The organism is Paenibacillus nuruki (assembly GCF_963311185.1).
Taxonomy (GTDB): Bacteria; Bacillota; Bacilli; order Paenibacillales; family Paenibacillaceae; genus Saccharibacillus; species Saccharibacillus nuruki.
Window position 1 is genome coordinate 2,521,040 of record NZ_OY725677.1, and the last position, 26,960, is coordinate 2,547,999.

25 protein-coding genes are annotated in these 26,960 nt (G+C 40.0%); 9 read left to right on the forward strand and 16 right to left on the reverse strand.

Translation table 11 applies throughout. The features are described from left to right. The first annotated feature begins 15 nt into the window (after positions 1–15). A complete protein-coding gene (locus tag RCP16_RS11090; RefSeq protein WP_273593624.1) occupies positions 16–1,329 on the forward strand; it encodes a multi antimicrobial extrusion protein MatE in 1,314 nt (437 codons plus the stop codon). 259 nt (positions 1,330–1,588) lie between these two features. Here the strand turns inward: RCP16_RS11090 and RCP16_RS11095 are convergent, their stop codons facing one another. Next, a complete protein-coding gene (locus RCP16_RS11095) occupies positions 1,589–1,786 on the reverse strand; it encodes a cold shock domain-containing protein (protein WP_069327064.1) in 198 nt (65 codons plus the stop codon). Positions 1,787–1,939: 153 nt separating this feature from the next. Between RCP16_RS11095 and RCP16_RS11100 the strand changes: the two genes are divergently transcribed. From RCP16_RS11100 to RCP16_RS11120, 5 genes are all read left to right on the forward strand, one after another. Further along, positions 1,940–2,170 carry a hypothetical protein gene (locus RCP16_RS11100; RefSeq protein WP_069327063.1) on the forward strand — a complete coding sequence of 77 codons (231 nt, stop codon included), beginning with the start codon at positions 1,940–1,942 and terminating at the stop codon, positions 2,168–2,170. Between the two features lie 9 nt (positions 2,171–2,179). Next, entirely contained in the window at positions 2,180–2,368 is a 189-nt protein-coding gene (locus RCP16_RS11105; RefSeq protein ID WP_069327062.1) for a hypothetical protein, read from the forward strand. A gap of 62 nt (positions 2,369–2,430) precedes the next feature. Then, positions 2,431–4,221, forward strand: coding sequence for an oligoendopeptidase F (pepF, locus tag RCP16_RS11110; RefSeq protein ID WP_069327061.1), 1,791 nt, complete (start codon positions 2,431–2,433; stop codon positions 4,219–4,221). Positions 4,222–4,373: 152 nt separating this feature from the next. Beyond that, positions 4,374–4,724, forward strand: coding sequence for a LapA family protein (locus RCP16_RS11115; RefSeq protein WP_175425146.1), 351 nt, complete (start codon positions 4,374–4,376; stop codon positions 4,722–4,724). Between the two features lie 174 nt (positions 4,725–4,898). Then, entirely contained in the window at positions 4,899–5,939 is a 1,041-nt protein-coding gene (locus RCP16_RS11120) for a M42 family metallopeptidase (RefSeq protein ID WP_308642421.1), read from the forward strand. Positions 5,940–6,066: 127 nt separating this feature from the next. Here RCP16_RS11120 and RCP16_RS11125 read toward each other — a convergent pair whose 3' ends face one another. The 8 genes from RCP16_RS11125 to hemE form a co-directional block, all read right to left on the reverse strand. Further along, the gene (locus RCP16_RS11125) at positions 6,067–8,013 is read right to left on the reverse strand and encodes an ABC-F family ATP-binding cassette domain-containing protein (protein ID WP_069327059.1); all 1,947 of its coding nucleotides are present in this window, start codon (positions 8,011–8,013) and stop codon (positions 6,067–6,069) included. Continuing rightward, positions 8,010–8,633 carry a TetR/AcrR family transcriptional regulator gene (locus tag RCP16_RS11130; RefSeq protein ID WP_069327058.1) on the reverse strand — a complete coding sequence of 208 codons (624 nt, stop codon included), beginning with the start codon at positions 8,631–8,633 and terminating at the stop codon, positions 8,010–8,012. Before RCP16_RS11130 ends, RCP16_RS11125 begins: the two co-directional genes overlap by 4 nt. A gap of 12 nt (positions 8,634–8,645) precedes the next feature. Next, positions 8,646–9,482, reverse strand: coding sequence for a DUF92 domain-containing protein (locus RCP16_RS11135; protein WP_137222418.1), 837 nt, complete (start codon positions 9,480–9,482; stop codon positions 8,646–8,648). After that, positions 9,482–10,108, reverse strand: a complete 627-nt coding sequence (locus RCP16_RS11140) for a fumarylacetoacetate hydrolase family protein (RefSeq protein WP_308642476.1) — start codon at positions 10,106–10,108, stop codon at positions 9,482–9,484. Before RCP16_RS11140 ends, RCP16_RS11135 begins: the two co-directional genes overlap by 1 nt. Positions 10,109–10,142: 34 nt before the next feature. Next, complete coding sequence (locus RCP16_RS11145; protein WP_308642422.1) at positions 10,143–11,609, reverse strand: CapA family protein; 1,467 nt, start codon at positions 11,607–11,609, stop codon at positions 10,143–10,145. Positions 11,610–11,874: 265 nt separating this feature from the next. After that, the gene (gene hemG / locus RCP16_RS11150) at positions 11,875–13,311 is read right to left on the reverse strand and encodes a protoporphyrinogen oxidase (RefSeq protein WP_308642423.1); all 1,437 of its coding nucleotides are present in this window, start codon (positions 13,309–13,311) and stop codon (positions 11,875–11,877) included. Continuing rightward, on the reverse strand, positions 13,311–14,258 hold the full coding sequence (hemH, locus tag RCP16_RS11155) for a ferrochelatase (protein WP_308640265.1): 948 nt from the start codon (positions 14,256–14,258) through the stop codon (positions 13,311–13,313). The genes hemG and hemH overlap by 1 nt, the downstream gene beginning before the upstream one ends. Before the next feature lie 53 nt (positions 14,259–14,311). Further along, positions 14,312–15,370, reverse strand: coding sequence for a uroporphyrinogen decarboxylase (gene hemE, locus RCP16_RS11160; RefSeq protein ID WP_069327052.1), 1,059 nt, complete (start codon positions 15,368–15,370; stop codon positions 14,312–14,314). 288 nt (positions 15,371–15,658) lie between these two features. On the opposite strand from hemE, the gene RCP16_RS11165 reads away from it, so the two are divergent. Beyond that, the gene (locus tag RCP16_RS11165) at positions 15,659–16,915 is read left to right on the forward strand and encodes an MFS transporter (protein WP_308642477.1); all 1,257 of its coding nucleotides are present in this window, start codon (positions 15,659–15,661) and stop codon (positions 16,913–16,915) included. Between the two features lie 119 nt (positions 16,916–17,034). Here the strand turns inward: RCP16_RS11165 and RCP16_RS11170 are convergent, their stop codons facing one another. Beyond that, complete coding sequence (locus tag RCP16_RS11170) at positions 17,035–17,679, reverse strand: O-methyltransferase (protein WP_308640266.1); 645 nt, start codon at positions 17,677–17,679, stop codon at positions 17,035–17,037. Between the two features lie 316 nt (positions 17,680–17,995). On the opposite strand from RCP16_RS11170, the gene RCP16_RS11175 reads away from it, so the two are divergent. Continuing rightward, the gene (locus tag RCP16_RS11175) at positions 17,996–19,156 is read left to right on the forward strand and encodes a THUMP domain-containing class I SAM-dependent RNA methyltransferase (RefSeq protein WP_308640267.1); all 1,161 of its coding nucleotides are present in this window, start codon (positions 17,996–17,998) and stop codon (positions 19,154–19,156) included. Positions 19,157–19,209: 53 nt separating this feature from the next. Further along, entirely contained in the window at positions 19,210–21,225 is a 2,016-nt protein-coding gene (locus RCP16_RS11180) for an LTA synthase family protein (RefSeq protein ID WP_371748081.1), read from the forward strand. 201 nt (positions 21,226–21,426) lie between these two features. Here RCP16_RS11180 and RCP16_RS11185 read toward each other — a convergent pair whose 3' ends face one another. The 6 genes from RCP16_RS11185 to RCP16_RS11210 form a co-directional block, all read right to left on the reverse strand. Further along, positions 21,427–21,678: a YuzB family protein gene (locus RCP16_RS11185; RefSeq protein ID WP_069327048.1), complete on the reverse strand. Its 252-nt coding sequence runs from the start codon at positions 21,676–21,678 to the stop codon at positions 21,427–21,429. 24 nt (positions 21,679–21,702) lie between these two features. Beyond that, positions 21,703–22,005 carry a heme biosynthesis protein HemY gene (locus RCP16_RS11190; RefSeq protein ID WP_069327047.1) on the reverse strand — a complete coding sequence of 101 codons (303 nt, stop codon included), beginning with the start codon at positions 22,003–22,005 and terminating at the stop codon, positions 21,703–21,705. 307 nt (positions 22,006–22,312) lie between these two features. Continuing rightward, positions 22,313–22,573 (reverse strand): hypothetical protein, encoded by a 261-nt coding sequence (locus tag RCP16_RS11195; RefSeq protein WP_069327046.1) that lies wholly within the window; start codon positions 22,571–22,573, stop codon positions 22,313–22,315. Positions 22,574–22,794: 221 nt separating this feature from the next. Further along, positions 22,795–23,433, reverse strand: a complete 639-nt coding sequence (locus tag RCP16_RS11200; RefSeq protein ID WP_308640268.1) for a class D sortase — start codon at positions 23,431–23,433, stop codon at positions 22,795–22,797. Between the two features lie 6 nt (positions 23,434–23,439). After that, entirely contained in the window at positions 23,440–25,542 is a 2,103-nt protein-coding gene (locus RCP16_RS11205) for a hypothetical protein (RefSeq protein WP_308640269.1), read from the reverse strand. A 31-nt stretch (positions 25,543–25,573) separates the two neighbouring features. After that, on the reverse strand, positions 25,574–26,950 hold the full coding sequence (locus tag RCP16_RS11210) for a hypothetical protein (protein ID WP_308640270.1): 1,377 nt from the start codon (positions 26,948–26,950) through the stop codon (positions 25,574–25,576). Positions 26,951–26,960 lie beyond the last annotated feature (10 nt).

Consider the following 26,960-nt stretch of genomic DNA (forward strand, 5'->3'; position numbering starts at 1 on the left):
GGGAGACGATTACATATGTCCACACCAGAACCGCTCTCATGGAGGCGGTTGTTTTCATTTTTTATCCCTCTTGGGATTTCAGCCTCATTAGTCACTATTTCACATGTCATTATTAATCGTACGCTGGCATTTGCTGTTGATGCTGAAGTGGTGATTGCTAGCTATGCGTTAGCGATGAGTCTAGTGACGATTACAGAAAGACCGTCTACCTTATTGCGGCAGACCTGTTCTGCGCTTGTGCGAGATCGACTTTCGTTCAAAGCTTTGCTCAAAGTGACATGGATTTTTCTAGCCTTTGTATTAGCCATTGGCATACTGATTGTCTATACGCCTATAGGAAAATGGATATTCAGTACTTTATTCGGAATCAAAGATTCGATGGTTCCATTAGTGATTAATGTGTATGCAATCTTAATGTTTGTAAGTATCTTTTCAGTGATTCGCAATATTTATCAAGGCATTATTATTACCAATAATCGTACCAAATGGTTAACGATTGGCATGGTATTCCGTTTAGCAGGTATGTACTCGTTATCTCTTTACTTTATTTATTATCATCAGATTACAAGTGGTACGATCGGAGCCATCTTATTTCTGACAGGTATGATTATCGAAGCAGCTGTCAGCTATAGCGAAGGACGAAATATCGCTAAAAAGATGCCTGAAAAACTTGCCGATCATCCGGTAGAAACGCGTGCAGATGTATTCAAATTTTACAAACCGCTTCTTTTTTCATCTTTTGTTGCGATGTTGATTGGCCCTGCTATCAATGTTGTTCTTGGTAAAACAGAAGGTATTGCTTTAGCGATTTCTTCCTTTGCAATTGCTAGCAGTCTGTTACAATTAATGCTTAGCTTTTTTACGTATATTCATCAGATTGTATTGAATTTCTATCATATCGATCCCAAAAAAGTACGCCGCTTTGGATTGTTAACTGGATTTATTCCGGTCACTTTGCTAGCTATTATCGCTTATACGCCTATGAGTTATTGGGTGCTAGGACATATTATGAACGTGAACGGTGAATTATTAACACAAAGTCTGTATACTTTACGAGCTTTTGTGTTGTACGCGTTAGTTATGCCATGGTTAGATTATTCGAATGGACTGATTCTTTTGCGTGGACAAACCAAAGCAATGTTTCGTTCACAGATGGCGAATGCTATATGTACATTTATCGTGCTAATAATCTTACTTTTTATCTTCCCTGCATGGAATGGTGTAATCGGGGCACTTGCTCAGTCGATCGGACTTGCTGCTGAGTTAGCTATCATTACACTGGTTATTCGTCGTACAGGACGACGTTCTGGACTTCAAGTAAATAATTAAGATTGCCAGATATCCATAAATGATAATCAGATATCCTTATTACCATAGTTGATGTGTTACACAAAACCCTGTACTGCTCTAGGAATGCCTAGAATAGGTACAGGGTTTTTATTTAGAGTATAGATTACATATATATAGACATATAAAAAAGCGCAAGTCTCTTAAAATGAATCAAGAGAACTTACGCTTTTACTAACATATGGATGAACATTCAAACGAATATTCAATATATAAGTGATCTGCTAAGCAGATATCGGTCTTATAATTTAATTACGTTAGCTGCTTGAGGACCACGGTTACCTTCAGTAATGTCGAATTCTACCGCTTGACCTTCATCTAACGATTTGAAACCATCACTTTGAATAGCTGAGAAATGTACGAATACGTCTTCTCCACCTTCAACCTCAATAAATCCGAAACCTTTTTCTGCATTAAACCATTTAACTGTACCTTTCATTCAAAAAACCTCCTAGAATATCGCCATATATGACGCATAACCATAGTATAACGCACCTGTTCTTAAATAGCAAATAAAACAAGGGATATGATTTGCAATTAATGAAGGCAAAGGGTATGATTTTAGCAAACGGACAGGGAGTAGAATACTAAAATGATAAAAAAACACACGATTTATAAAAAAGACAATTGGAACATGATGACTATTGAAGTTCAAGGACGCAAAATCGTTTTGAGAGAGATCTCTGATGAATGGGGCGAAGAAACGCATGATTTCTTGAGCCGTCCTGCTTTGATGCAATGGGCAAGCGATCGTTTTCCTAAAGAACGCTTTGAAACAGAAGCGGAATGGGAAGAAATTATGAATGCTTTTCGGGAGGTATAACCCTTTCCAATGAATTATACAGCGATTGTCATATTTATTATTCTTGCTTTTTTGCAAGGGTTTGTACTGATTGCTTATAAGGAAACCATTCCAGCGCCTTTAAAGCGCTGGCTTGCTATTTTTGCTATTGTCATGTTACTGGTTGCGTTCTTCTTAATGATCTACGGATTTTTGGTTGCCGTTAACCCTAACACATAATATAGCTTGATGTAGATCTATTAACTATCTATCATATCATCGCTCAAGAGGAGGATTTATTTATGCAGCAAGTACTTAAACGGTCAGAAGTGTCACAGGAAAATTGCTGGAATTTATCCGATCTGTTCGCAGATCAACAAGCTTGGGATCAAGCCTATGACAAAGTAAAACAAGAATTACCTGAAGCGATTCAATTACAAGGTAAACTCAACACTCCTGAAGCGGTCAAATCGGCTTTTGAGCTCGAAGATCGTATCGGTCTACAAGTCGAACAATTATATGCGTATGCTCATATGCATCAGGATGAAGATACCACCAATCCTACATATCAGGCATTATCGCAAAAAGTTAAAAAATTAGGCGTAGAACTTGGTCAAGCCCTTTCCTTTATCACACCTGAAATCTTGGGTCTGTCTGATGAGAAGTTGGATGAATTGCTTGCTTCTCCTGTTCTTGCTCCTTATCACTTTACATTACAAGAAATGAAGCGTGAGAAAGCACATGTGTTGACACAAGCAGAAGAAGCTTTGCTCGCACAAGTGGGTAATCTTTCTCAAGCACCACAGACTATTTTCGGAATGTTGAATAATGCAGATATGAAATTCCCTAACATTATAGATGAGAATGGTAATGAAGTGGAACTTACACATGGTCGTTATATTCAATTTTTGGAAAATCCGAATCGTGAACTACGTGAGCGTGCATTCAAAGCGATCTATAGCGCATATGCTCGTCAAAAAAATACAATTGCTGCTACCTTAACAGCTAATATTAATAAAAATATTTTCTATGCTAATGTACGTAAATATCCATCTGTGTTGGAAAAAGCTCTTTATGGAGATAATATTCCTAAAGAAGTATATACCAACTTGATCGATACGATTCATGAGGGTCTTCCTCTACTGCATCGTTATATTGCATTACGCAAGAAATTGCTTGGTGTGGATGAACTGCATATGTATGATCTGTTTGCGCCACTCGTTGATGAATTCAAAATGGATATCACGTACGAAGAAGCCAAAGCTACTGTGGCAGAAGGTCTCAAACCACTCGGTGAAGATTATCAACAAGCGCTTCAAGCAGGCTATAATGAAGGCTGGATCGATGTGTATGAGAACGAAGGTAAACGTACAGGGGCTTATAGCTGGGGTGCTTATGGTGTCCATCCTTACGTTCTACTGAATCACAAAGACAATCTGAATAGTATGTTTACACTGGCTCATGAAATGGGTCATGCATTGCATAGTTATTATTCAGACAATGCTCTTCCTTATCGTGATGCACAGTATACTATTTTCCTTGCAGAAGTCGCTTCGACGACTAATGAAGCGTTATTGATGGACTACCTTTTGAAAAAATCGACAGATCCTAAAGAAAAAATGTATCTGTTAACGTATTATGCAGATCAATTCCGCACAACTGTTTTCCGTCAGACGATGTTTGCTGAATTTGAAATGATTACACATGCTCGCGCAGAAGCTGGTGAGTCCTTAACTCCACAAGAACTATCCAAAATCTACTATGACCTCAATGTGAAATATCATGGTGAAGGTATGCATGTCGATCAGGATATTGAAATGGAATGGGCACGTATCCCGCATTTCTACAATAGCTTCTATGTGTACAAATATGCGACAGGCTTCTCTGCGGCAACAAGCTTCTCCAAACAAATTTTGGAAGAAGGTCAATCTGCTGTAGATCGTTATACCGGTTTCTTACAAAGCGGTGGTAGTGATTATTCTATTAACATCCTTGCCAAAGCGGGTGTTGATATGTCTACTCCTGCTCCTATTCGCGAAGCTATGAGCGTATTTGAAGCATTAATTACAGAAATGGAAGAGTTAGCAAAATAAGAATTTGAAGCTGGTGAACTACAACTAGACTTTGCATTCCCTTCAAAATTCACCTAATACTTGTAAAGACATGTTTACAATAGGGTTGATTGCGTTTTATAGATTAGATAAGGATGTGTTCGGCCTTATGCTAAATTGAGGGGGTTATTATTTTGAAAATGCAATGGATGCTTATTTTGGGTTTGATCTTTGCGCTAATTACAGCTGTATTTGCGGTAATCAATGTCAATCCTGTGCAGGTAAATCTTTATTTTAATGTAGTACAAGTACCTTTAATTCTTTTAATTATTGGATGCGCTTTGTTAGGTGGTCTAATTGTAGGATTTTACGGTATCTATCGTCAGTACCGCTTACAGCGTGAGATCAAACTACTGAAAGCTGAGTTAGCTCAAGCTCCAGTTGCTGGAACTCCATTAACTACATCATCTGTAGATAATGATCCACTCAAGCCGATGTATACTGATAATGATACGACTGCAACTTCTTTTTCAAACCGTAAGTAATAAGAGCTGAAAAGCTAAACAGATTACTTACTGATCAAGATGAACTCAACCACTTATCGATTGTTGTCTGATTTCAGCCAACAGGTAAGTGGTTTTTTCATGTGAACTATGCTTAAAATATAAATTTACGAATGATTTTTATACCAATTTTTCTCACTAAGGAGACGTTTTATAATGGCAATCACGATCAATCAAGAATATACTATTTCGCTGCTCAAAGAATTATTATCTACGGCAAGCCCGACTGGATTTACACATGATATTATTACACGTATTGCAGAAGAAGCTGGCAAATTCGGCGTTACGACCGAATATAATCAAAAAGGCGGTCTGATCTTAACATTAGACGGCCAAGATGCTTCCAAAACGATTGCTCTCAGTGCACATGTAGATACACTTGGTGCAATGGTACGTGCAATTAAATCGCAAGGAACAATCCGTTTTACAATTCTAGGTGGATTCAGTATGAATAGTATTGAAAATGAATACTGCACGATTCATACACGCAGTGGCAAAACGTATACAGGTACTATCCTGTCTGTTCAACCTTCTGTGCATGTATATGATGAAGCACGTGGACTTAAGCGTGAAGAAGAAAATATGGAAGTTCGAATTGATGAGTTGGTATCGTCCAAAGAAGATGTACAGCAACTAGGCATACAAGTTGGTGATTATATTTCATTTGATGCTCGTCCTGTCGTTACACCAAGTGGGTATATCAAATCTCGTCATTTGGATGATAAAGCAAGTGTAGCCGCATTGTTTGCATTATTAGAATCACAATACACTCATCAATGGACACCACAGTATCGCACTCAATTCCTAATTTCCAATTATGAAGAAGTGGGTCATGGTACAGCTTATATTCCTGAAGGTATTCATGAAATGATCGCTGTGGATATGGGTTGTATCGGAGACGATCTTAGCTGCAAAGAAACCGATGTATCAATCTGTGCCAAAGATTCTTCTGGTCCTTATGATTATGCAATGACAGGCAAATTGATTGAATTGGCTCAAGCGGAGCAGATCGCTTATGCTGTAGATGTATATCCTCATTATGGTTCAGATGCTTCTGCTGCTCTTCGTGCAGGCAACAATATTCGTGCAGCTCTCATCGGGCCTGGTGTACATGCTTCGCATTCTATGGAACGTACTCATACAGATGCTGTGATTAATACCGCCAAATTATTAGGCGCTTATATTACGACTAAATAAAATAATACACAAAAAAACCTTCTTTCTCGTCAGAAATGATAAGAAAGAAGGTTTTTGTTTTATAGAATGCTTATTGATATCACACTGAGATGCTTATACCCTAACAGTCTTTGGAGATCGAATGGAATTAATTCTGACTTTGCTGTATCTTTTCAGCCAATTCGGTTAGATACGTCCAGCGTTCCATCAGATGTTCTAAATGCTTTTCAGTTGCTGTCTGCTCAGCCATCAATTCTTGTAGTCTTACAGAGTCGCTGAATGCTTTCTCCATATCACTAGCAAGATCGACTAACTTCTGCTCTGTATCTGCAATATTTTTATCAATTTGCTCATATTCTAATTGCTCTTTATATGAGAATTTGACTTTATTGCGCCAAGCATTTTTGTCTGGAGCAGGTGCTTTTTCTTTTACAGGTGCAGGTTCTACTGCTTTGGGTGCAACAACAGGTGCATTAGCTGCTTTAGCAATTTTGGCAAGATCGGCAATGCGCTCTTCATAATCACTATAATTTCCTGCATGAATACTAACCTGACCTTCACCTTCAAAAGCAAAGATACGATCACACGTACGATCCAAGAAGTAGCGATCATGCGAAACAGCGAATACAACGCCAGGGAATTCATCTAAATACTGTTCCAAAACGGTTAATGTTGTAATATCCAAATCATTGGTAGGCTCATCCAGTAACAATACGTTAGGTGCGCCCATCAGTACACGTAGTAAATACAATCTACGCTTTTCCCCACCGGATAATTTGGAGATCGGTGTCCATTGTGATGCAGGTGTAAATAAGAATCGTTCTAGCATTTGCGAAGCAGAGATTTTACTACCATCTGCTGTTTCTACGACTTCTGCTACATCTTTGATATATTCAATCACACGCATTGATTCATCCATTTCTTGATGCTCCTGCGTGAAATAGCCAAATTTAACGGTCTGTCCTGTAACCACATTACCTTCGCTTGCAACCAGACGACCGGATACCAGATTCAGCAATGTCGATTTACCACGTCCATTGGGACCTACAATTCCGATCCGATCTCCAGGAACAGCATGATACGTCAGATCGTGAATCAGCTCTTTACCACCAAGTGTTAATGACACATGGTCTAACTCTACAATTTGTTTCCCTAGACGAGAAGAAATCGCAGACATGTCCATCGCTTCATCGCGACGACCTGGTCCATCATTTTTCAACTGCTCAAAACGGTTAATACGTGCTTGTTGCTTGGTTGTACGAGCTTTGGCTCCACGTCTGATCCATGCTAATTCACGACGCAATAGATTTTGACGCTTATCTTCAGATGCTGCTTCTCGTTCTTCACGGTCTGCTTTAAGTTCAAGAAAACGTGAATAGTTTGCTTCATAACGATATAGACTACCATGATCCAGTTCGATCATCACATTGGCTACACGATCCAAGAAATAACGATCATGCGTAATCATTAACAATGCGCCACGACGCTTTTGCAAAAATTGTTCTAACCAAGTAATCGAATCATGATCAATATGGTTCGTAGGCTCATCCAAAATTAACAAATCAGACGGTTGAATTAGTGCAGACGCAAGAGCTACCCGTTTACGTTGACCACCGGATAGTGTCCCCATCAAAGCATCATAATGATGAATGCCTAATTTGGACAAAATATTTTTGGCTTCACTTTCGAGTGACCATGCATCTAAGCGTTCCAATTCTTGATTCAAATGAATCAGTTGTTCTAATACAGCTTCATCTTCAGGATGAGTCTCTAATTGTTCCAGTACATTCATATATGCACCAACAATTTGAAGTTCTTCCCCGCCGCCATCAAATACTTGACGCAATACTGTAGCTTCCGGATCATATGGTGGATTCTGTGCCAAATAACGAATACGTAATCCATTATTGATAGTCACACGTCCACTTTCTGTACTTTCCATTCCTGCAATGACTTTAAGAAACGTTGATTTCCCTGTACCATTGACACCAACGATACCGATTTTGTCTTGATCTTCCATCCCAAATGAAGCATTTTCAAATAGTACTTTTTCGCCGTAACTTTTGGAGATTGACTCCACTGTCATAATATTCATTGTGACTCACCTTCTTGGGACTGATCCCGGTCTATTTGATCCTGAGTATTCAGCGAATGATGACAACCTTCTAGAAATAGACGTGCAACAAAGTCTGTCCGTTCATGAAGTTGTTCCATCGGAAACTCAGGGTTGAATAAAATATCCATACGTATCCGGTCTAACATACCAATATACGATTCTGCACACCATACGGGTTGAGCGACTCCACCTTCTGTGAGTACTTTCTCTACCGCTTGCATATATCGCAACATAAACTGCTTCATATACGCCATAAGTTCAGGGTCGTTATTGGGTGTCCGGAAAAATAACTTGGTGCGATGCTTACGTTCAAAATAATACATCGAATGATGCTTGGCAATCACAAGCAATCGTTCTGCCATCGTACTACAATTTTGCAAATTAGTATCTAAACCGTCAAGAAAATGTTCACAGTCTCGACGAGTAACAGCCATAAATAGTTCTTCTTTGCTTTTAAAATATAAATAAACCGTTCCTTTGGCTATTCCTGCCTGGTGTGCGATATCTGAAATCTTGGTCTCATAAAATCCATTGGAACCAAAAAGATCGTAAGCAGCATCCAAAATTAATTCTAACTTTTCACCTGTGGTGCTGCTCATTAGCGCACTCTCCTATACCCATAAAAATAACAATGCTACAACTCCACCAATAATAGAGCTAAGCCCATTCACGAGATCATTACTCATCCACGGCCATCCACGCAAATAAGACGTTGGGCGATTACAGTGTACTTTGGTTTCCACAGCTTTACCGCAGACTTCACATTGATACATCACCTGTACCGTTGCTCCTAAAAAAGAATCCGCAAAACAACCAGCTAATCCGCCCACCAATCCAACGAGTGGCAATAGACCAATAGTAAGTATACCATCTTTAGCTACATTGTTGCTTGATTCTATAGATACACCTGACCATAATGAAAATGCCCATGCTGCAATACCAATCAATAATGCACCGATCGCCGCAGCTAATGTACCACGAACAGATACTCCTCCAGAAGCCCCTGCCTCTAATACACGACCATTCAATACAGAACGCGGAGGCTTGCGACTGAGGCTTCCCCACTCTGTTGCCCATGTATCTGCGGTAACTGTTGCCATCACGCCTACAAAAGCGTATATCCATGCTGGATGAGGTATTAGAGCATGTCCGAGGCACAGAATCATACCCAGCCCACCATTAGCAAATACTTGCCCTGCATCACGCCGTGACGTTTTGGCATAATCTTGCTCTAATTTACGCTTGCGTTCGCCTTTCATTTTGGAGAGTAAGCTGCCACTGATAAAAAATAAGATCAACAATCCAAACCAGAGTAGATTACCTGCTCCATAATAAATGGTACCCATAATAGCCGCTGCATATGCGCCTGAACCGGATAACCACTGCTTTTTATAAGCAAGTCCAGCAATCAATCCAGCACAGACCGCACCTATGATCCAATCTAACATTATTCTGCGATCCGGCACTTACCTACAGAAGCGCCCGCATACATTAATTCGAAAGTATCACCAACTGCTACAGGTCCAACACCTTCAGGTGTACCTGTGAAAATAATATCACCTGCTGCAAGTCCATAATTTTCTCCAATATGAGCAATAATCGTTTCGAGTGAAAAGATCATATTACGTGTATAGCCTAGCTGAACTTGCTGATCATTTTTGAGCAAAGCAAAAGGTTGTTCTGCCCATGTTGTAGCATCTGGAAATGGAACAAAAGATGTCAACGGTGCAGAGTTTTTGAACCCTTTAGCTGCTGTCCACGGATGCCCTTTTTTCTTCAAAACACTTTGTACATCACGTAATGTAAAATCGATCCCAAGTGCTAATCCATCGACCATTTCTTCCACAGAAAGATCAGGTGCATAATCGCGTCCAATTCGAATCACTAACTCTGCTTCATAATGAATCTCACCTTTGTCTGTAGGTAAAACCAATTCTGCCTGTTCTAACGGTACAGCCGCATGAGAAGGTTTCATAAAAATCATAGGTTGAGTCGGTACTTCATTTCCTAATTCTTCCGCATGAAGACGATAGTTACGACCTACACAATATACGTTTTGAATAGCAGTCATTATACATTCTCCTCTGTTATAAATAATCTAGGATCTATTAATTGGCTGGATTTGCGATAGCATTTCCTTTGATATCAAATTGAATATGATTAGATAATGTCTGTAATCGTTGGAGTACTGCTTGAGCTTTATCTGATGGCATCGGTACAGGCTGACCTAACTCCGCAGTGTACGGAATGACCTGCATACTGCAATTCCCATCGACTGTGCATTTTGCTTCAAACACACCGGTGTCCCATGTTTTTGCAACCAGTGAACGAGTGAAAATAAAATTACCTGTACTATAAGCGATCCATTTACCTTTGTACTGCTCTAATCCTTGCAACACATGAGGATGACCACCAATAACCAGATCGGCACCGGCATCGACAAATTTATGTGCAAGATCACTCTGATGATCAGCTAGTGTATCTGAACGTTCTACACCCCAGTGAGCGACAACGACGACAAGATCGGCTTTGCTTTTGGCTTCACGAATCGCCGCCTGAGCAGCGGTTGAATCGTATGTGGTCGCTACTCCTGCCTGATCTTTTCCAGCATTCCAACTTGTTTCTGGAATAACTCGACTGAATCCCAAGAGAGCGATTTTGATTCCTTTACGGTCAAAATACACAGGTTGATAAGCACGAGCACTATTTTTACCAGCCCCTACATAGGCGATTCCGCTTTGATCCAGTTGAGCAATCGTATCGGTAAGCCCTGTGATGCCTTGATCCAAAATATGATTATTCGCTAAATTCACCGCATCGATACCTGCGTCTGCCATATGCGGGAGCGCTTGAGGCGATGATTTAAACGCATACGTTTTATCTGCTGCGGTTGTATTGGAATCTGTTACAGGCGTTTCCAAATTAACAACGGTCAGATCGTCCGAAGTAAATGAATCTTTTACATATTGATAAGGATAATCATATCCTGCTTTGGCTAACTTTTCACCGACTTTTCCTGAGAACATCACATCCCCACCAAAATGAAGCGTTACGGTCTGACCGGATGGTTCTGTACGGGTAGCAGGTTTAAGTTCTTTATTAGATGACTCGGAAGAATCTGAAGAAGACTTGGGAGGTTCTACTTTGTCAGTAGACGACTCTGGTGTTGTCTCTTCTGGTGCTTGATCTGTTGATGTTGAGTCTTTGGATGGTATATCTATTGCTTCTGAATCGGTTGCTGTCTGATCTAGATGTTCTGTATCGGCTTCTGTTGTAGCACGAGACGGATCTGCTTCTTCTTCATCATCTGGCTGATTAGAATGATCATTGTCATCCACTACAGGGTCATTCCCATACGAATTTGGCGCTGTTGCCTGATCTAATGGATATTCTGTCGGATACGTAGAGGCTTGCTGTACTTCTTGTGGCTTCACATGCAACCAATAATAACCGCCAAGTGCAACAATAGACAGAACCAGCACAGTGTTAAATACGATCCAGTTACGGAGCCGCTTTTGACGCTGCTTTTTTTCTTGCTGACGCTGACGGGATTGTTGAGACCTTGTCGTATACATAAAGAACTCCTTTAATGCTTGCAATATTTTACTATACCTGAGGACGATTGGAAGATATCTTACGATACTCATGCTTGATCCTACTTTTACGCTTTGTCTATTATAACAGGTTCTAGTTGTTCGGCAAAAGTGATGCTAGGATGCAAAAAACCTTCTGCGGTGTAAAGTCTCTTTGGACATCTCCATAACATTGCATCATGTATGCGACTTAGGAGTGTAATCAGAGTACTTTACATTACAGAAGGCTATTCTTATTTATATCATTTTAAGATGAATGACTATTAGAGAAAGAAGTAACACGTTCTGCTTCTCTCATCGCCATTTCTTTGGCTGTTCGAATACAGTCAGGTAGTCCGACTCCATCATATCCTGCTCCAAGTGCTAATACTCCTGGATATTGCGCTGCTAATTGAGCACGTAACATAGAAATATTATCCATATGTCCTACAGGATACTGTGGCATCGAATGATGAAGACGTGTGATCTCTGTAAATAAAGGCTCTGCATCGATACCCATTAATTCACGCATATCGTGCAACACTTTGGCTTTGATCTGCTCATCGGATTCATCCACCACTTGTTCATCGCCAGAACGTCCGACATAGAAACGCATTAACACGCGATCATCTGGACTGGTATGAAGCCATTTGGTTGAAGTCCATGTACAAGCTGTAATCGTACGACCTTCTTTACGAGGCACAAGGAATCCAGAACCATCGTACTCCGTCTGAATATCTTTGCGATCAAAAGCCATAACGACATTCGCTACCGATACATAATTGATTAGATCTAATGCTTTTGTATCTACCAAAGGTTTCAATAGTTTTGAAGCGGCAAATGTCTGTACAGTGACAATTACATGATCTGCAACTACCTGTTGTCCATCATTTAACAATACGATATACGTACCATCTGCTTGAGGCTGAATAGACTCTACACCTGTGTTCAAACGCATATCTGCTGTAGACAATGATTCACCCAGACGGTTAATCAGACTTTGCAATCCATTGCGAAACGTTAGAAATGCACTTTTTTTGGTGCCTGTGTGCGTTTCTACAGGTTTGCTTCCTGTATTCATTCCTTTGATCAGACTGCCATATTCACGTTCCACTACACCAAACTGTGGAAATGTCGCTTGCAAGCTCAACTTACGTGTATCGCCTGCATAGATTCCTGCAAGTAATGGCTCGGTTACATTTTCCAATACTTCTTTGCCCAGACGACGTTCGATAAAATCACCTAACGACTCATCTTTGCCGTCCATTTTGGCAGGTAAAAGAAAATCATCCAATGCACGAATTTTGCCATCCATCGATAACAGATCACTTTCCATAAAGGATCTCAGTTCAGTAGGAATCCCAAGCACCAGACCGGAAGGCATCGGATGCAATTGACCATCATGAAGGATATACGTTTTTTTTGCTTCTGGATTGGTAGTGACTAATTCATCTTCCATCCCCAGCTCGGTTGCCAGATCGACCATCGCTGTTTTGCGAGCGAGAAATGAATCCGGGCCACGTTCAATCACAAATCCGTCACGATGTAATGTGTTCACTTTACCACCGATATGATCGTCTTGATCTACAATCGTGATCTGTGCTGTAATCTCTGCTTCTTGTAAAAACTTGCGCATGTAGTAAGCCGCACTGAGTCCAGTCATCCCTGCGCCTATGACAACGACACGGCGAGTAGATTGGCTCATTATGCATGCACCTCTTTATATTTACGAATGACTTCGTCTGCGAGTACTTCCATATACAATGGATCCGTATTTAGTGAATCGATACGCATAAGACGCATATCAATCTCAGTTGCTAATTCTTGTGCTTCAATATCCAGATCATACAATACTTCTAAATGATCGGATACGAATCCTATTGGTGCTACCAGTACATATTTCACTTGCTCTTTCGCTAGTTCTTGCATCGTATCTAACACATCAGGACCCAACCAAGGCTCAGCTGTACGTCCAGCACTTTGCCATGTGAACTGCCATGAAGGAACATTGGCACGTTCTGCAATCGCTTTGGATGTCTCCATCAATTGGTCACGATACGGATCTCCCATTGTTAAAATACGTTCAGGTAGACTGTGAGCACTAAACAATACACGAACTTGCTCACGTGTAGCACCTGTTTCTTCGAATAGCTCTAATTTAGCATTTACACGATTGGATAACGTTTCGATCAATTTAGGATGCAAATGATAACTTTCGATAAATGAAATCGGTAAGTTGTGCTTTTCTGCTGTTTCTTTCGCACGTTTGATATAACTAGCTACGCTCATTGTAGAATAATGAGGAGCAAGTACGATACCGATGGCTTCTGTAATCCCATCAGCCGCCATTTTTTCCACACCGTCTTCGATAAATGGAAAAGCATGTTTTAGCCCTTGGTAACAAACAAATTCCAAATCGCTATCTTTCGTATGCTCATTCAGCATATTTTGCATACCGAGAACTTGATTATCTGTATTTTCACGTAAAGGAAAAACACCGCCAACGATTGCTTCATAACGATCTTTTAATTCTTTTAATTGTTCAGCTCCAGGTGGATTACCGCGGCGAATATGGGTGTAATACGCTTCTACATCGTCCAAGCTTGCTGGCGTACCATAAGACATAACCAAAACACCAATTTTTTTACTCATTATTTATTCGCTCCTTCAATTCATATCGTTATTCTAAATTACTACTATATCTATTACTTTGAAGTGATGCGTTGACGAAGCACTTCTGCTGAATACTCATGAACATAATCTGTCAATTCTTTGAGCTTATCAATCGAAGCTTCCGGGAATAGACCATGACCCAAGTTGAAAATGTAGCCTGGATCTTGTAACCCTTCGTCTATAATCAATTTGGCTTGTTGATGAATTAATGTAGACGGTCCGGTTAGCAAATAAGGGTCCAGATTACCTTGTACTGCATACTTATGATCTAAGCGTCTGCGTGCTTCAGCAAGCGATACACGCCAATCGACACCAATCACATCAACAGGTAATTGACGAAGTTCTGGTAATAATTCACCTGAACTCACTCCCGGGAAATAAATCTTCGGTACATCCAAATCTTTCAGCTGATCAAAAATATATTGAATCGTTGGCAATACATAGGTTCTAAAATCAAGCGGTGATAATGCACCTACCCAACTATCGAACAATTGGAATGCTTTACCGCCGTATTGAACATGAGCCCGCAAATAGGTAGCTACCATATCGCCAAGCTTACGCATCAAAGCGTGCCATAATTGGGGTTCGTTATACATCATGGTTTTGGTACGAATATAATTTTTGGAAGGTCTACCTTCGATTAAATAACTTGCAATCGTAAATGGCGCACCTGCAAATGTAATCAAAGGTACTTCTAATTCGTTATCCAAGATCTGAATTGTTTTTAAAATATGAGACAAATCTTGCTCCACTTGAATCGGGCGCAAGCGCTCAATATCAGCCGCATTACGAATCGGATTCGCAATTACAGGTCCAATATCTTTGACAATATCAAAATCTATTCCGATCGATGCCACCGGGTTCATAATATCTGAATACAAAATAGCTGCATCCACACCTAACTTGTGCACAGGCATCATGGTCACTTCTGCTGCAAGCTCAGGCTGTAAACAAATTTCGAGCAAACTATAGTTTTCTTTAATTTTGCGATAATCGGGATCATAACGCCCTGCTTGCCTCATATACCAGACAGGCAAACGATCGACGTCTTGTTTTCGACATGCGCGTATAAAGGAATCATTGTATGTCATCTTTTTGCCTCCGCTGTTCAATAAAAATCAGTCATTTTTGTATAATAAACAATATTCCTGTCAATAATCTCACTTCCTAATTATGCCCTTTTTCAAGTACAGGAACAACTCCCCAACCATGAACATCCCATGACAATCCGATGAATAAAGCGCTTGGCACCATAAGCTCTCTATCTCCCACTCCAATAAAAAGTGATTTTTACTCAATCAAATCACCTTATCCCCTCAAAAAGTGTAGTCAATTATGGTATACTATATGAATGGACTTTTTTAAGGAAGTGAAACATGATGCAAGCATGGAAAGTAAATTTGATCGTATTATGGTTTGGTCAATTTCTGGTTAATGCAGGAACCACAATGATCATTCCTTTTATAGCGTTGTACTTATCGCAAGATATTGGTGTGCAAGGTGAACACCGGATAGCGATCTGGTCCGGGGTTATTTTTGCTGCCAACTTTGTGACTTCATTTTTGTTTCAACCGCTATGGGGCAAATTGTCTGACCAATACGGACGCAAAGTCATGTTACTTCGCTCTGGATTCGGGATGGCGATTGTATTTACAGCCATGGGATTCGCAACTCAACCGTGGCATTTATTAGTCCTTCGTTTATTAAACGGAACCATATCTGGATTCAATCCGGCTTCGATATCATTGATCTCTAGCAGTACTCCCAAAGAAAAAATGGGATTTGCGATGGGAATCAGTCAGTCGGGAACGGTAGCCGGTAGTATACTCGGTCCGTTAATAGGTGGAATTATGGCAGATACTGTTGGATTCCGATCGATTTTCTATATTACAGGGGCATGTATTTTTATGGCGACATTGTTAGCGCTATTCCTTGTACGTGAGAAATTCGACCGTTTAGCTGCGTCTAAAATGCCTAAAGTATCGGTATTATCAGGATTCCGCGAACTAAGCTTAACCCCACAATTACCTGCATTATTTACAGTTACACTACTTCTGCAATTTGCAATGATTAGTCCGATGACGCTAATGCCTCTATATGTACAGAAATTACATGGTACAGCTGAAAATGTTGCCTTTTGGGCAGGGCTTGTCAGTGCAGTCACCGGATTATCTAATATGCTCATGGCTCCCATTTTGGGAAAAGTCAGTGATAAATATGGGGCGCATCGGGTGCTCACATTCTCGTTAATTGGAGCAGGGCTGATGCTAATTCCGCAAGCTTTTGTGCAGAATGTAGAGCAGTTAATCATTGTTCGATTTATGATGGGGATCTGTATGGGTGGATTATTGCCAAGTGTGAACTCATTAATTCGGTATTACACGCCAGATGGTATGGAAAGTCGAGCCTTTGGATTTAACAGCAGTACAACCGCTCTTGGAAATATGACAGGTGCAGTGATGGGTGGTGTCTTAGCTGGATTTATCGGGATTGAAGGGCTATTTATTATGGCTGGGGTCTTATTGTTACTCAATATGGTATGGGTACGCACCAAGTTATATGTGAAGCCAGGCGCATTGAAACATAATACTTCTTTCCCTTCCCAGTCTAACCCTAGCGATTATCATAAAAAGTGATTGGGATTCCGCAATATATCTCGCTATATGATGCACCAAGAACCCTCTGAATCTCTTCTATAGAATGTCTTGAAGAAATCAGAGGGTTCTTTTCTTATGAACTATAACGTTATACTAATCTATTTCACCATCGCTAATGCTAAACCGTCATAAGCAGGCAATAAAGTACCTGTTAATCTAGAATCAGTCACCATACGACGGTTAAATTCACGCACGGCTTGAACAGCAGGCCCATTTTTATCAGGATTCAATGTACGACCACGTAGTAAAAGATTATCACCTGCAATAATAGCCCCCGGGCGAGCCAGCGTAATTGCATATTCTAAATAATTCAAATAATTTCCTTTATCTGCGTCGATAAAAAAGAAATCAAACTGTCTTCCTTCTTGCTTCAATTGTTCCAGACTATGAATTGCTTCACCAATCCGATATTCAACCTGCTCTCCCAAACCAGCAAGTGTCATATGTTGCTGAGCCAGAGCTGCGTAATCAGCTTGTAATTCTAATGAAGTAATTGTACCTGTAGACATTAAGCCTCTACCCAGACAGACACCGCTGTATCCACCAAGCGCACCGATCTCAAGTACTTGTTCTGCACGAGATAGTTGTACTAACATCGTCAACAATCGTCCATACCCTGGAGCTACAGATACTTCTGGCATTCCTTTTTCACGAATCGTTTGTTTAATTTGAATTAACAATGGATCTTCTTGAAGCAATTCATCCATATATTGTTCAGCATTGTAAGGCGAGTGTTCTGTCATTATGTTTACTTCTCCTTTGGATATCATGATCAAGATTTAGCATTTTATAGTCTGTTGATCATTTTTGTTTGGTTTTACATGGCGTTAACCTGTTACAATAGAAATTAAAATCAATATGTGCGGAGTACCTTATCCTATACAATCACGTATATAAGCGCAATATCGTTTTAAAAATAGCGATATACCTTACAATTATGCTTATTTATTTTATTTATATTGGCATAGAAACGTTTGTAAGTATAGCCTCATTCACCTATACTAGATTGTATGGTTTTCGGAACTATCCTACAAGTTTAAATGGAGTTGACATTGTAAAATGAAAGATTTGAAATTAATAGCGACTTGTCCGATGGGACTTGAAGCTGTAGTCGCAAGAGAATTGAAATTACTCGGTTATGATGATACGAAAACTGAAAATGGACGTGTAACATTCAGCGGTGACTTTGCTGATATTTGCCGTTGCAATTACTGGTTACGTACAGCTGATCGTGTATTGATCAAAATGGGTGAGTTCAAAGCCACTACTTTTGATGAATTGTTTGAAGGAACCAAAGCATTACCATGGGATCAATTTATCCCTGCTGACGGTGAATTTCCTGTATCCGGTCGTTCACAGAAATCTCAGTTAAGCAGTGTTCCTGCCAGTCAAGGTATCGTTAAAAAAGCGGTTGTTGAAAAGCTTAAATTAACGTATAACACCGAGTGGTTCCCTGAAGATGGGGCATTATACAAGTTAGATGTTTCTTTATACGATGATATCGCTTTGTTGACGTTGGATACAACAGGTCCTTCTCTTCACAAACGTGGTTATCGTAAACATGCAACTGAAGCTCCGCTTAAAGAAACATTAGCGGCTGCACTGGTGTTACTTAGTCGCTGGGGCCCTCATCGTCCGCTCTATGATCCGTTCTGTGGTTCAGGTACATTGCTGATCGAAGCAGCAATGATTGGCTGGAATATCGCTCCTGGTCTACGTCGTTCATTCCCTTCTGAAGGTTGGTCTATTATTCCGGATGAGTTGTGGGAACAAGCTCGTGATGAAGCCTATGATGCTGTCAAAGATGATGTTCCTTTGCAATTAGTAGGTAGTGATATAGACCCTGAAGCAATCGAAATCGCTCAAGCTTGTGCGAAAAGTGCAGGGCTTGGTGACGAGATCGAATTTAAAGTTATGCCTGTAGCTCGTGTACAACCTCAAGGAAAATTCGGTTGCATTATCACGAATCCTCCTTATGGTGAGCGTCTAAGTGAAGTCAAAGAAGTCGAAAAAATGATTCGTGATCTAGGACGTGCAACCATCTATTTACCAGATTGGTCTGTATTCGTAATCAGCCCGACTCGTCAATTCGAACAATATTTCGGTCGTAAAGCAGACAAACGTCGTAAGTTATACAATGGACGGATTGAATGTCAATTCCTTCAATATCTTGGACCTTTGCCTCCACGTCAACCTAAAGCTGAAGCTCCAACAACGTAAATAACAATTTGTATAGATTGGATTTATTTTTTCAAACGTAAGGGGGTCTGGCTTTGCCATACTTAACTTCTCGTTCAGAGCGTGGCAGTTGGCTTGATCGCCTGAAGTGGCTTGTTTCGTTTACTCGAATAGATTATATAATTTTTCTAATCTTAATGCTGGTTAAATTAATGATTTTGCATAGTCATTTACATTTGCAAAATATTGATATGAATCCACTTGATGTGGTGACAGCGATTGGTTCTATTATGCTTGCCTCTTTTTGGACGATCTTTTTGCCATATCGTGGACGACTGATTGCTTTGATTGTGTTAGATGTATTATTAACTTTTTTGATTTTTTCAGATTTGGTCTACTTCCGTTATTTTCAAGATTTCATAACGATTCCTGTATTACTTCAAGCGGGTCAAGTAGATTCGCTAGGTGATAGCATCTGGGAATTGATTTATATGGAAGATATATGGATGTTTGCAGATTGGATCGTTTTGCTTCTGGTTGGAGTATTTCTAATAGGACGTCGTATCCGTAGACGCTCCGATCGATCTTATTCATCCAGTCGTCGATATTCATCAGCATATACTCCATCTTTGCCTACACGTTTTTCCAAACGATTGGTACAAGGAATGATTGTTTTTGTACTTGGTCTGGTCTTAACGATAGGTCCGATTAAGTTCGCTACATCTACATGGGCAACTGGATTATTTGTAGGGAACTGGTGGAACATGTCTCTTTACAATGTAACAGGTCTACTGGCTTTTCATGGATATGATGCTTATCGGTATGCAGACGATCATTTTGGTCCTCAAGATCAATTGTCAACAGACAAAACGGATGAAGTTAAACAATGGTTCGATGCCAAACAAGCAACAAGATCCAAAGCAGGCGATGATGATCTATTTGGCGCTTACAAAGGGAAAAATGTGATCGTTGTTCAAGGCGAAGCTTTTATGAACTTTGTGATTGGTCAAAATTATAACGGACAAGAGATCACACCTAATATTAATCGCTTGATGAAAAAGAGTATGTATTTCAGCCAGTATTATCATCAGACCGGTCAAGGCCGTACATCAGATGCAGATATGGCTTCGAATGCTTCTCTTCATCCGCTACCTACAGGTTCTGTATTTATCCGTTACCCTGATCATGAATTTGATACGTTGCCCAAAATACTTAAAAGCAAAGATTACAGTACCAATGTATTCCATGCTTATGAAAGTAGCTTCTGGAATCGATCGATCATGTATCAAAATATGGGATACGATACCTTTTACAGTAAACCAGACTTTACGATTGATGAACCTCTAGGATGGTCACTTGGTGACAAATCATTTTTCCGACAATCTCTTGATAAAATGGTCGAACTCAAACAACCGTTTTACTCTTTTTTGATTACATTATCCAGTCATCATCCGTATAGCTTACCTGCTTCTGTACAGGAATTGGATATGGGCGATCTGACAGGAACGACATTTGGCGATTATATTCAGTCTCTCCACTATGTCGATGCTGCTCTCGGTGAAATGGAACAAGAAATGAAAGATAACGGCTTATGGGATGATACTATTCTTATGTTCTATGGAGATCATGATAATTCGTTAAAAGAAAAAGAACCGATGGAGGAATTCTTAGGTCGCTCCTTATCCGATCTGGATATGGAACAACTGATGAACCAAGTCCCTATGCTTGTTCATTTACCTGACGATAGTCACGCAGGAACATATAATGAACCTACTGGGCAATTGGATATGACACCTTCGATTCTGCATTTACTAGGTATTAACGCTAGCCCTTATTATCTGATGGGTAACGATATGTTCAATCAGAAAGAAGATAAGCTTGTGGTACTACGTACAGGTGCATTTACCGATGGTAATGTATTCTATATTCCGTCAGCAGATGGTATATTTGAACATGGTACTGCCTACGATATGAAAACACGTAAAGTGACTGACATTGAGCAAGCTCGTTCTAGCTATGATGAAGCGCAGAAGCGTCTGAATGTCTCGGATGAACTGATTACGTACGATCTGATTCGTCAATTTCATGAAGCCAGTACTACTGCCAAATAATTCATTTGAAATGGATTGGTTGACATCGTTCTTTTAAGATCATATTTATAAATATCAAAAAAAGCCTTTGCAGATCATCACGTTAATGTGAGATCTACAAAGGCTTTTTGGTTATGCTATACAGCTATGCAATAGAAAGCACGTATCGCTCAATAACTTCATACCGATCGGTGCAATCTGTTGTTCCCGGTTAATTGCTGGTTATACCTGTTCTTGCGCTTGTACAGATGGTTTTTTAATAAACTTAGATGCTTTCTCTAGCACTTCATCTTCTGTAGGTGCACTCACATAACGGCCATTAATATATACAAAAGCACGCTTGCCACAAGGACCACAGTATGATTTACAGCCTATTTTAATTTCAGCATCAGGAGCCATTTTTTCCAACTTTGGAATCATTGTTTTGAGGCGAACATGATTGCACTTATCACATACGCGAATATCGTTAGCCATTATACTTTCCCTTCTCAAACGATCTTAGTGATCGCCATGATTGCCTTTGGAAGGGTTAGTGATGACGAAACCTTCTTCTGGCAAATATAAATAATCAATTTTAATACCATCTAACCAAGATTCATTAGGATCAACCGCTACATCGATTTCTTTATCTGTGCTTACTAATTCTTCTGCACCTTCAGGTTGTCCCAAGTCCATACCATAATGAACATGATCACCGTGAGAATTGGTAATAAATACGCGCAATTTTAGACCTTCATTTTCGGGTTTATCCAATTCAGCTTGAATCACTTTCGCTGCATTACGGGTAATTTTGACTTTCATAAGATCAGCTCCTCTTCATCGACTAGCCTGCTTATATGCAGGAACTATACTTGGAATATTCGACCATTATATTCTTTTTTGAAAAAGAAATGAACCCAACAATACTTTTTGGGTTTCATTTGTTATGAAATGTATGATCGGTTCAGATACTTATTCTGTAAACTCAACCTATACTATTGTATAGCTCCACTGCATAATACGCAAGACTAAGAGCGCTTAGAACCTCAAGCGCTCTTCATTTGATCCTACCATAAAAGTGTACTTTGCAAAGTGAGCTATGTTGCTATTGGCAATCGAATCACTTCATTTAGCGAACTTTCTTTTGCTCGTAAACAAAAGCTGTTTTGCGTTCCGCTCGACTTACAAACCAATTCATCATCAACAAAGTGACTCCAATATCATCTATAGGCATAAATGGCATCACATCAGGCAATACCCAATACGTTAAAACTGGTATAAGAAATAATAATTTTTCTCCTAGAGGTAATTCCCGGGAGGTTAATAAGCTTGGCAATCTTTTAAAAACATGCGCCCATTGTTGTAGCGAAAAAAATCGATTCCATTTCACAATCCATCTCTCCCTTTTCTGTAGAAAACGATAATCACAGACACTTTTGATGTCTTGCTCTAGTATTACGGTAAACTCATCTAAAAGTTTCAAAGAGATACAGCACCCGATATTATTTATAGATGATAAAATAAAAAAGCTTTCTTCGCTAAATGACACGAAGAAAGCTTAATCCTATGAAGTCGGATGATAGTGACTAGCTTATATATTCTATTTATACGTTAAACTGGCTGTTGTATAAGCTTACCTTTGACAATAAGGCGATATTGACTGGAGTGATCAGGGTAGCACGTAATCAGCGTTACAATCGATTGTCCTCGTTCAGGTTGAAGAACTTGTACTTGATCCGGTTCTACAATCTGAATATCGTATACCTGATAAGCATATTTACCTGTAGAAGTCTGCAATTGAAAAGAATCTTGCTTGTTCAATTCATGCAGACGGTTAAAAAACTGACCATATCGACTTGAACGATGACCTGCAATCGAATAATTGCTGTTAAGCTTACCCACTTCTCCACCGCCACTAATATGACCCAAAGCAGATTGTAACTGCTCTGGTTCAGCACCTTCGACAACTGCTGTTTGTAGATCAAGCTTGGGGATACTTAGAATACCTTGTACCTTTAACCCGTCTACCGTTGTGATTATTGATGCTTTTTGTTTCTTTGCACCCGTTTCATTTGAAACCGATTGAATGTTAGATTCTACTTCTGTACTTTGATCCAACCCGGTAGCAAATGTTTGTTTTAAAGATGCTTGTACTTGATTCGTATGCCAGTTGGAATACAGGGTATAGCCAATCGTCACTATACCTAACACTAACAATAACGTTCCACATCGAGCTACAAATTTGGACATTTCTATTCACCGTCCTTGACGATTAGAACGTAAAGAACGACGACGAACGATCCATCCGAAGATCATCATCAAAGCACCAAGCGTGTAAAGCATTGTCGAATCTAACCATTCTCCTGTTTTTGGCAACACAGATAATGAAGATGTGGTCATATCTGCTGTAACATCTGTGCGGTTAGCCGCTATACTCGCCGCAGTCACTATTCCTTTGGCTGGCTGAACAGAAGATTCTGTAGTCCATGCTACAGATTGTGGTATATCCGCAGATGCTGTAATTACACGATTCGGTTGATGATTGTTGATACTATCAGATGGGAATGCAGTTCCTTGCGTATCTTCTATCGTTACAGGTATAGGATTAGTAATAGAAGCTGTGGTCACTGTAGATAATCCAGTATTGTTAGGAAAAGGGTTAGAGGTTGTATTATCACTAGATGATCCGACAGTTGGGCTACCACCATTACCTACCGATGAATTTCCATTATTTGTGCCTGAGGTGTCATTATTAGAACTCGTATTTCCAGTGGCATTATCATTGGTATTACCTGTATCGCCAGTAGTATTAGGTCCGTTACCACTAGTTCCACCGGTAGTACCATTGTCATTATTATTATTATTATTATTGCCATTGCTTCCATTATTCCCGTTATTTCCTGTGTTCCCTTCTGTTCCACTACCATTATCTGGTTGTTGAGGAATAGTAGGTGTATTGTTATCTGGATTGGTGTCATCTGGATCTTCTGTACTTGGTGTTGGAGTAAATGTTTCATTTTCCAGTACAGCCACATTGATACCAGGCAACACATTATCCAATAACCCTACTGAAATAAGGGAAGAATGATCTGTCTGACCTGCTGCATTTTGCTGACTGCTATTTTCCAAAATAGAAAGATCAATAGCATCTACAATCAGATCAGTTGTCGCTACTTGCACAACCGCTTGTTGGTTACTATCTGTAGTGTCGGTAGAAGAATCACTGTTATCCAATACACCTACATGTAAGTCGTCTCCGATAATAGTATCGGTTCCGCTTACTTCCACGACAGCTTCATGGTTGCTATCTGTAGTGTCAGTAGAAGAATCATTGTTGTCCAATACGCCTACATGCAAGTCGTCTCCGATAATAGTATCCGTTCCACTCACTTCTACTACAGCTTCATGGTTACTATCTGTAGTGTCGGTAGAAGAATCACTGTTATCCAATACACCTACATGTAAATCGTCTCCTACAACAGTATCGGTTCCACTCACTTCCACTACAGCTTCATGGTTGCTATTTGTAGTGTCGGTAGAAGAATTACTGTTGTCTAACACTCCTACATGCAAGTCATCTCCGATAATAGTATCGGTTCCGCTTACTTCCACTACAGCTTCGTGGTTGCTATCTGTAGTGTCGGTAGAAGAATCGCTGTTATCCAATACGCCTACATGCAAGTCGTCACCGATAATAGTATTCGTTCCACTCACTTCCACTACAGCTTCATGGTTGCTATCTGTAGTGTCAGTAGAAGAATTACTGTTGTCCAATACGCCTACGTGCAAGTCGTCTCCTACAACAGTATCGGTTCCGCTTACTTCCACTACAGCTTGATGATTACTATCTGTAGTGTCAGTAGAAGAATCATTGTTGTCCAATACGCCTACATGTAAGTCGTCTCCGATAATAGTATCCGTTCCACTTACTTCTACTACAGCTTCATGGTCGTTGGTATTGCTATCAGTGGATTGATTTTGTTGATCCAATACACCAATATGCAAGTCGTCCGTTACGATTGTATCGGTTCCTGTCACCTCTACAGCAGCTTGATGATCTTGTTGATCTGTTGTCGTATTGTTGTGCTCTGGTAACACATCAACATTGAATTCATCACCGAGTATTGTATCTTCTGTCTCAATACTGATTACTGCATTCGATCCAGAAGAGTCTGTTGATGTTGTATCTTTATTTTCCAAAATACCTACATGAACAGCACTTGATGAAGAATCTTCATTGTGAAGATCAATTTTCAGCAATGCATCATTTGTTGAATCTGCTGATACTGTTCCTTGTGACCATCCCAATACCGCCGCTAGACAACCTGTCGCTACCATTGTTTTCATTGACCATCTCATTGTTAATCGCTCCCTTTAATTTTTTATTTTTTCAAATAAAATAGGGAGCTTCTTGCGGTGGTTGTCCTGGTGGTGCATGTGTCCATTGATTACTGCCATGCTCGGATTGAGCACGGTACGTTAAAAGATGAATACGATAATGCTTCCAATTTGCCAAACGATTATTAACAAATACATTTTGCGAATTGGAAGGATTACTGTTACTAGACCATTCTGCTGAACTTGAAGAATGTGCAACGACTAATCCTTGCACGCCTTGAATATCAAGCCAAATCGCTGCGCTTGGAGAAACAGGTTCTGTTCCTTTCACATCTGAAATAAATGGCTTACTGGATGGTTCTGGTTCAACAGATGTCTGAATTGCAAACGTATCTGGATTTGATCCATCAGATACAGATTCATCTACTGGCAATGCTGTTGCATCTGATGATGTCTGAACAGATTGAACTTTTTCTTGAACTGGACTTGGAATCGTAGAAATATTTTTGGAAATAGATTTGGGTATTGATGGAATTGAAGCTGGTATATCTTTATCGTTAGACTCATTGATCGGTGAAGATTGAACTGCCTCTGTCGATGGGGACTGGGTTGCAATATGAACCGATGGGACAGCAGGTTGAACCGGTGGCATAGCTGGTGTATGACTATCCGGATCACCTTGAGTACTATTTTTCTGAGAATGGTGAGTTGCAGTTGTATCTTTCGATGGATTCGGTGCTACGGAATCATCCGGTACCGGAGTAGGTCGAACGTCTACTGGAAGCTGCGGTACAATCGGCGGAAGATTGATCACCGGCACATCAGGAACAACAGGTACGACTTCGGGTATAACCGTTGTGGTTGTATCTACAACAGAAGTGACCGTATCCTCTACTGTTTTAACGGTAGAATCTAAGACACCTGTAACGGTATTAGTTGTGTTGTCTACAGTATGTTGCACAGTGTCTGTAACATTGTTCACCGTCTGATCTACTGTAGAAGTTACACTACCTAATACATCAGAAGATTGTCCATTAGCTGCTTGATCTACTTCTTGAATGACATTAGCAGGTAGATCTACAACGTCTTTGACAATCGTAGTGGCATCTGTAGTGGCTTGATCTACTGTAGTAGATACTTGATTCGTAGTTTCTTTTACAGTGTTGGATACATTGTCTACTGTTTTGTCGACAGTATCTGTTGTACCTTTGACGGTGTCTTTGACTACATTACTGATCGAACTGGTTGTGCTACTTAATACATTACCGACTAAGCTTGTTGTGGACTTCGCCGATTCATTTGTCGTCGATGAAGTCTGAGCAGTGGATGAATCAGGATTCGATACTTCTCCATCGGCATGAGCAATATCATGATGTGTAAAATAATACAAAAACAAAGCAATCAACAAAGCTAACACTCGATACTTCATAGGAGCTTTC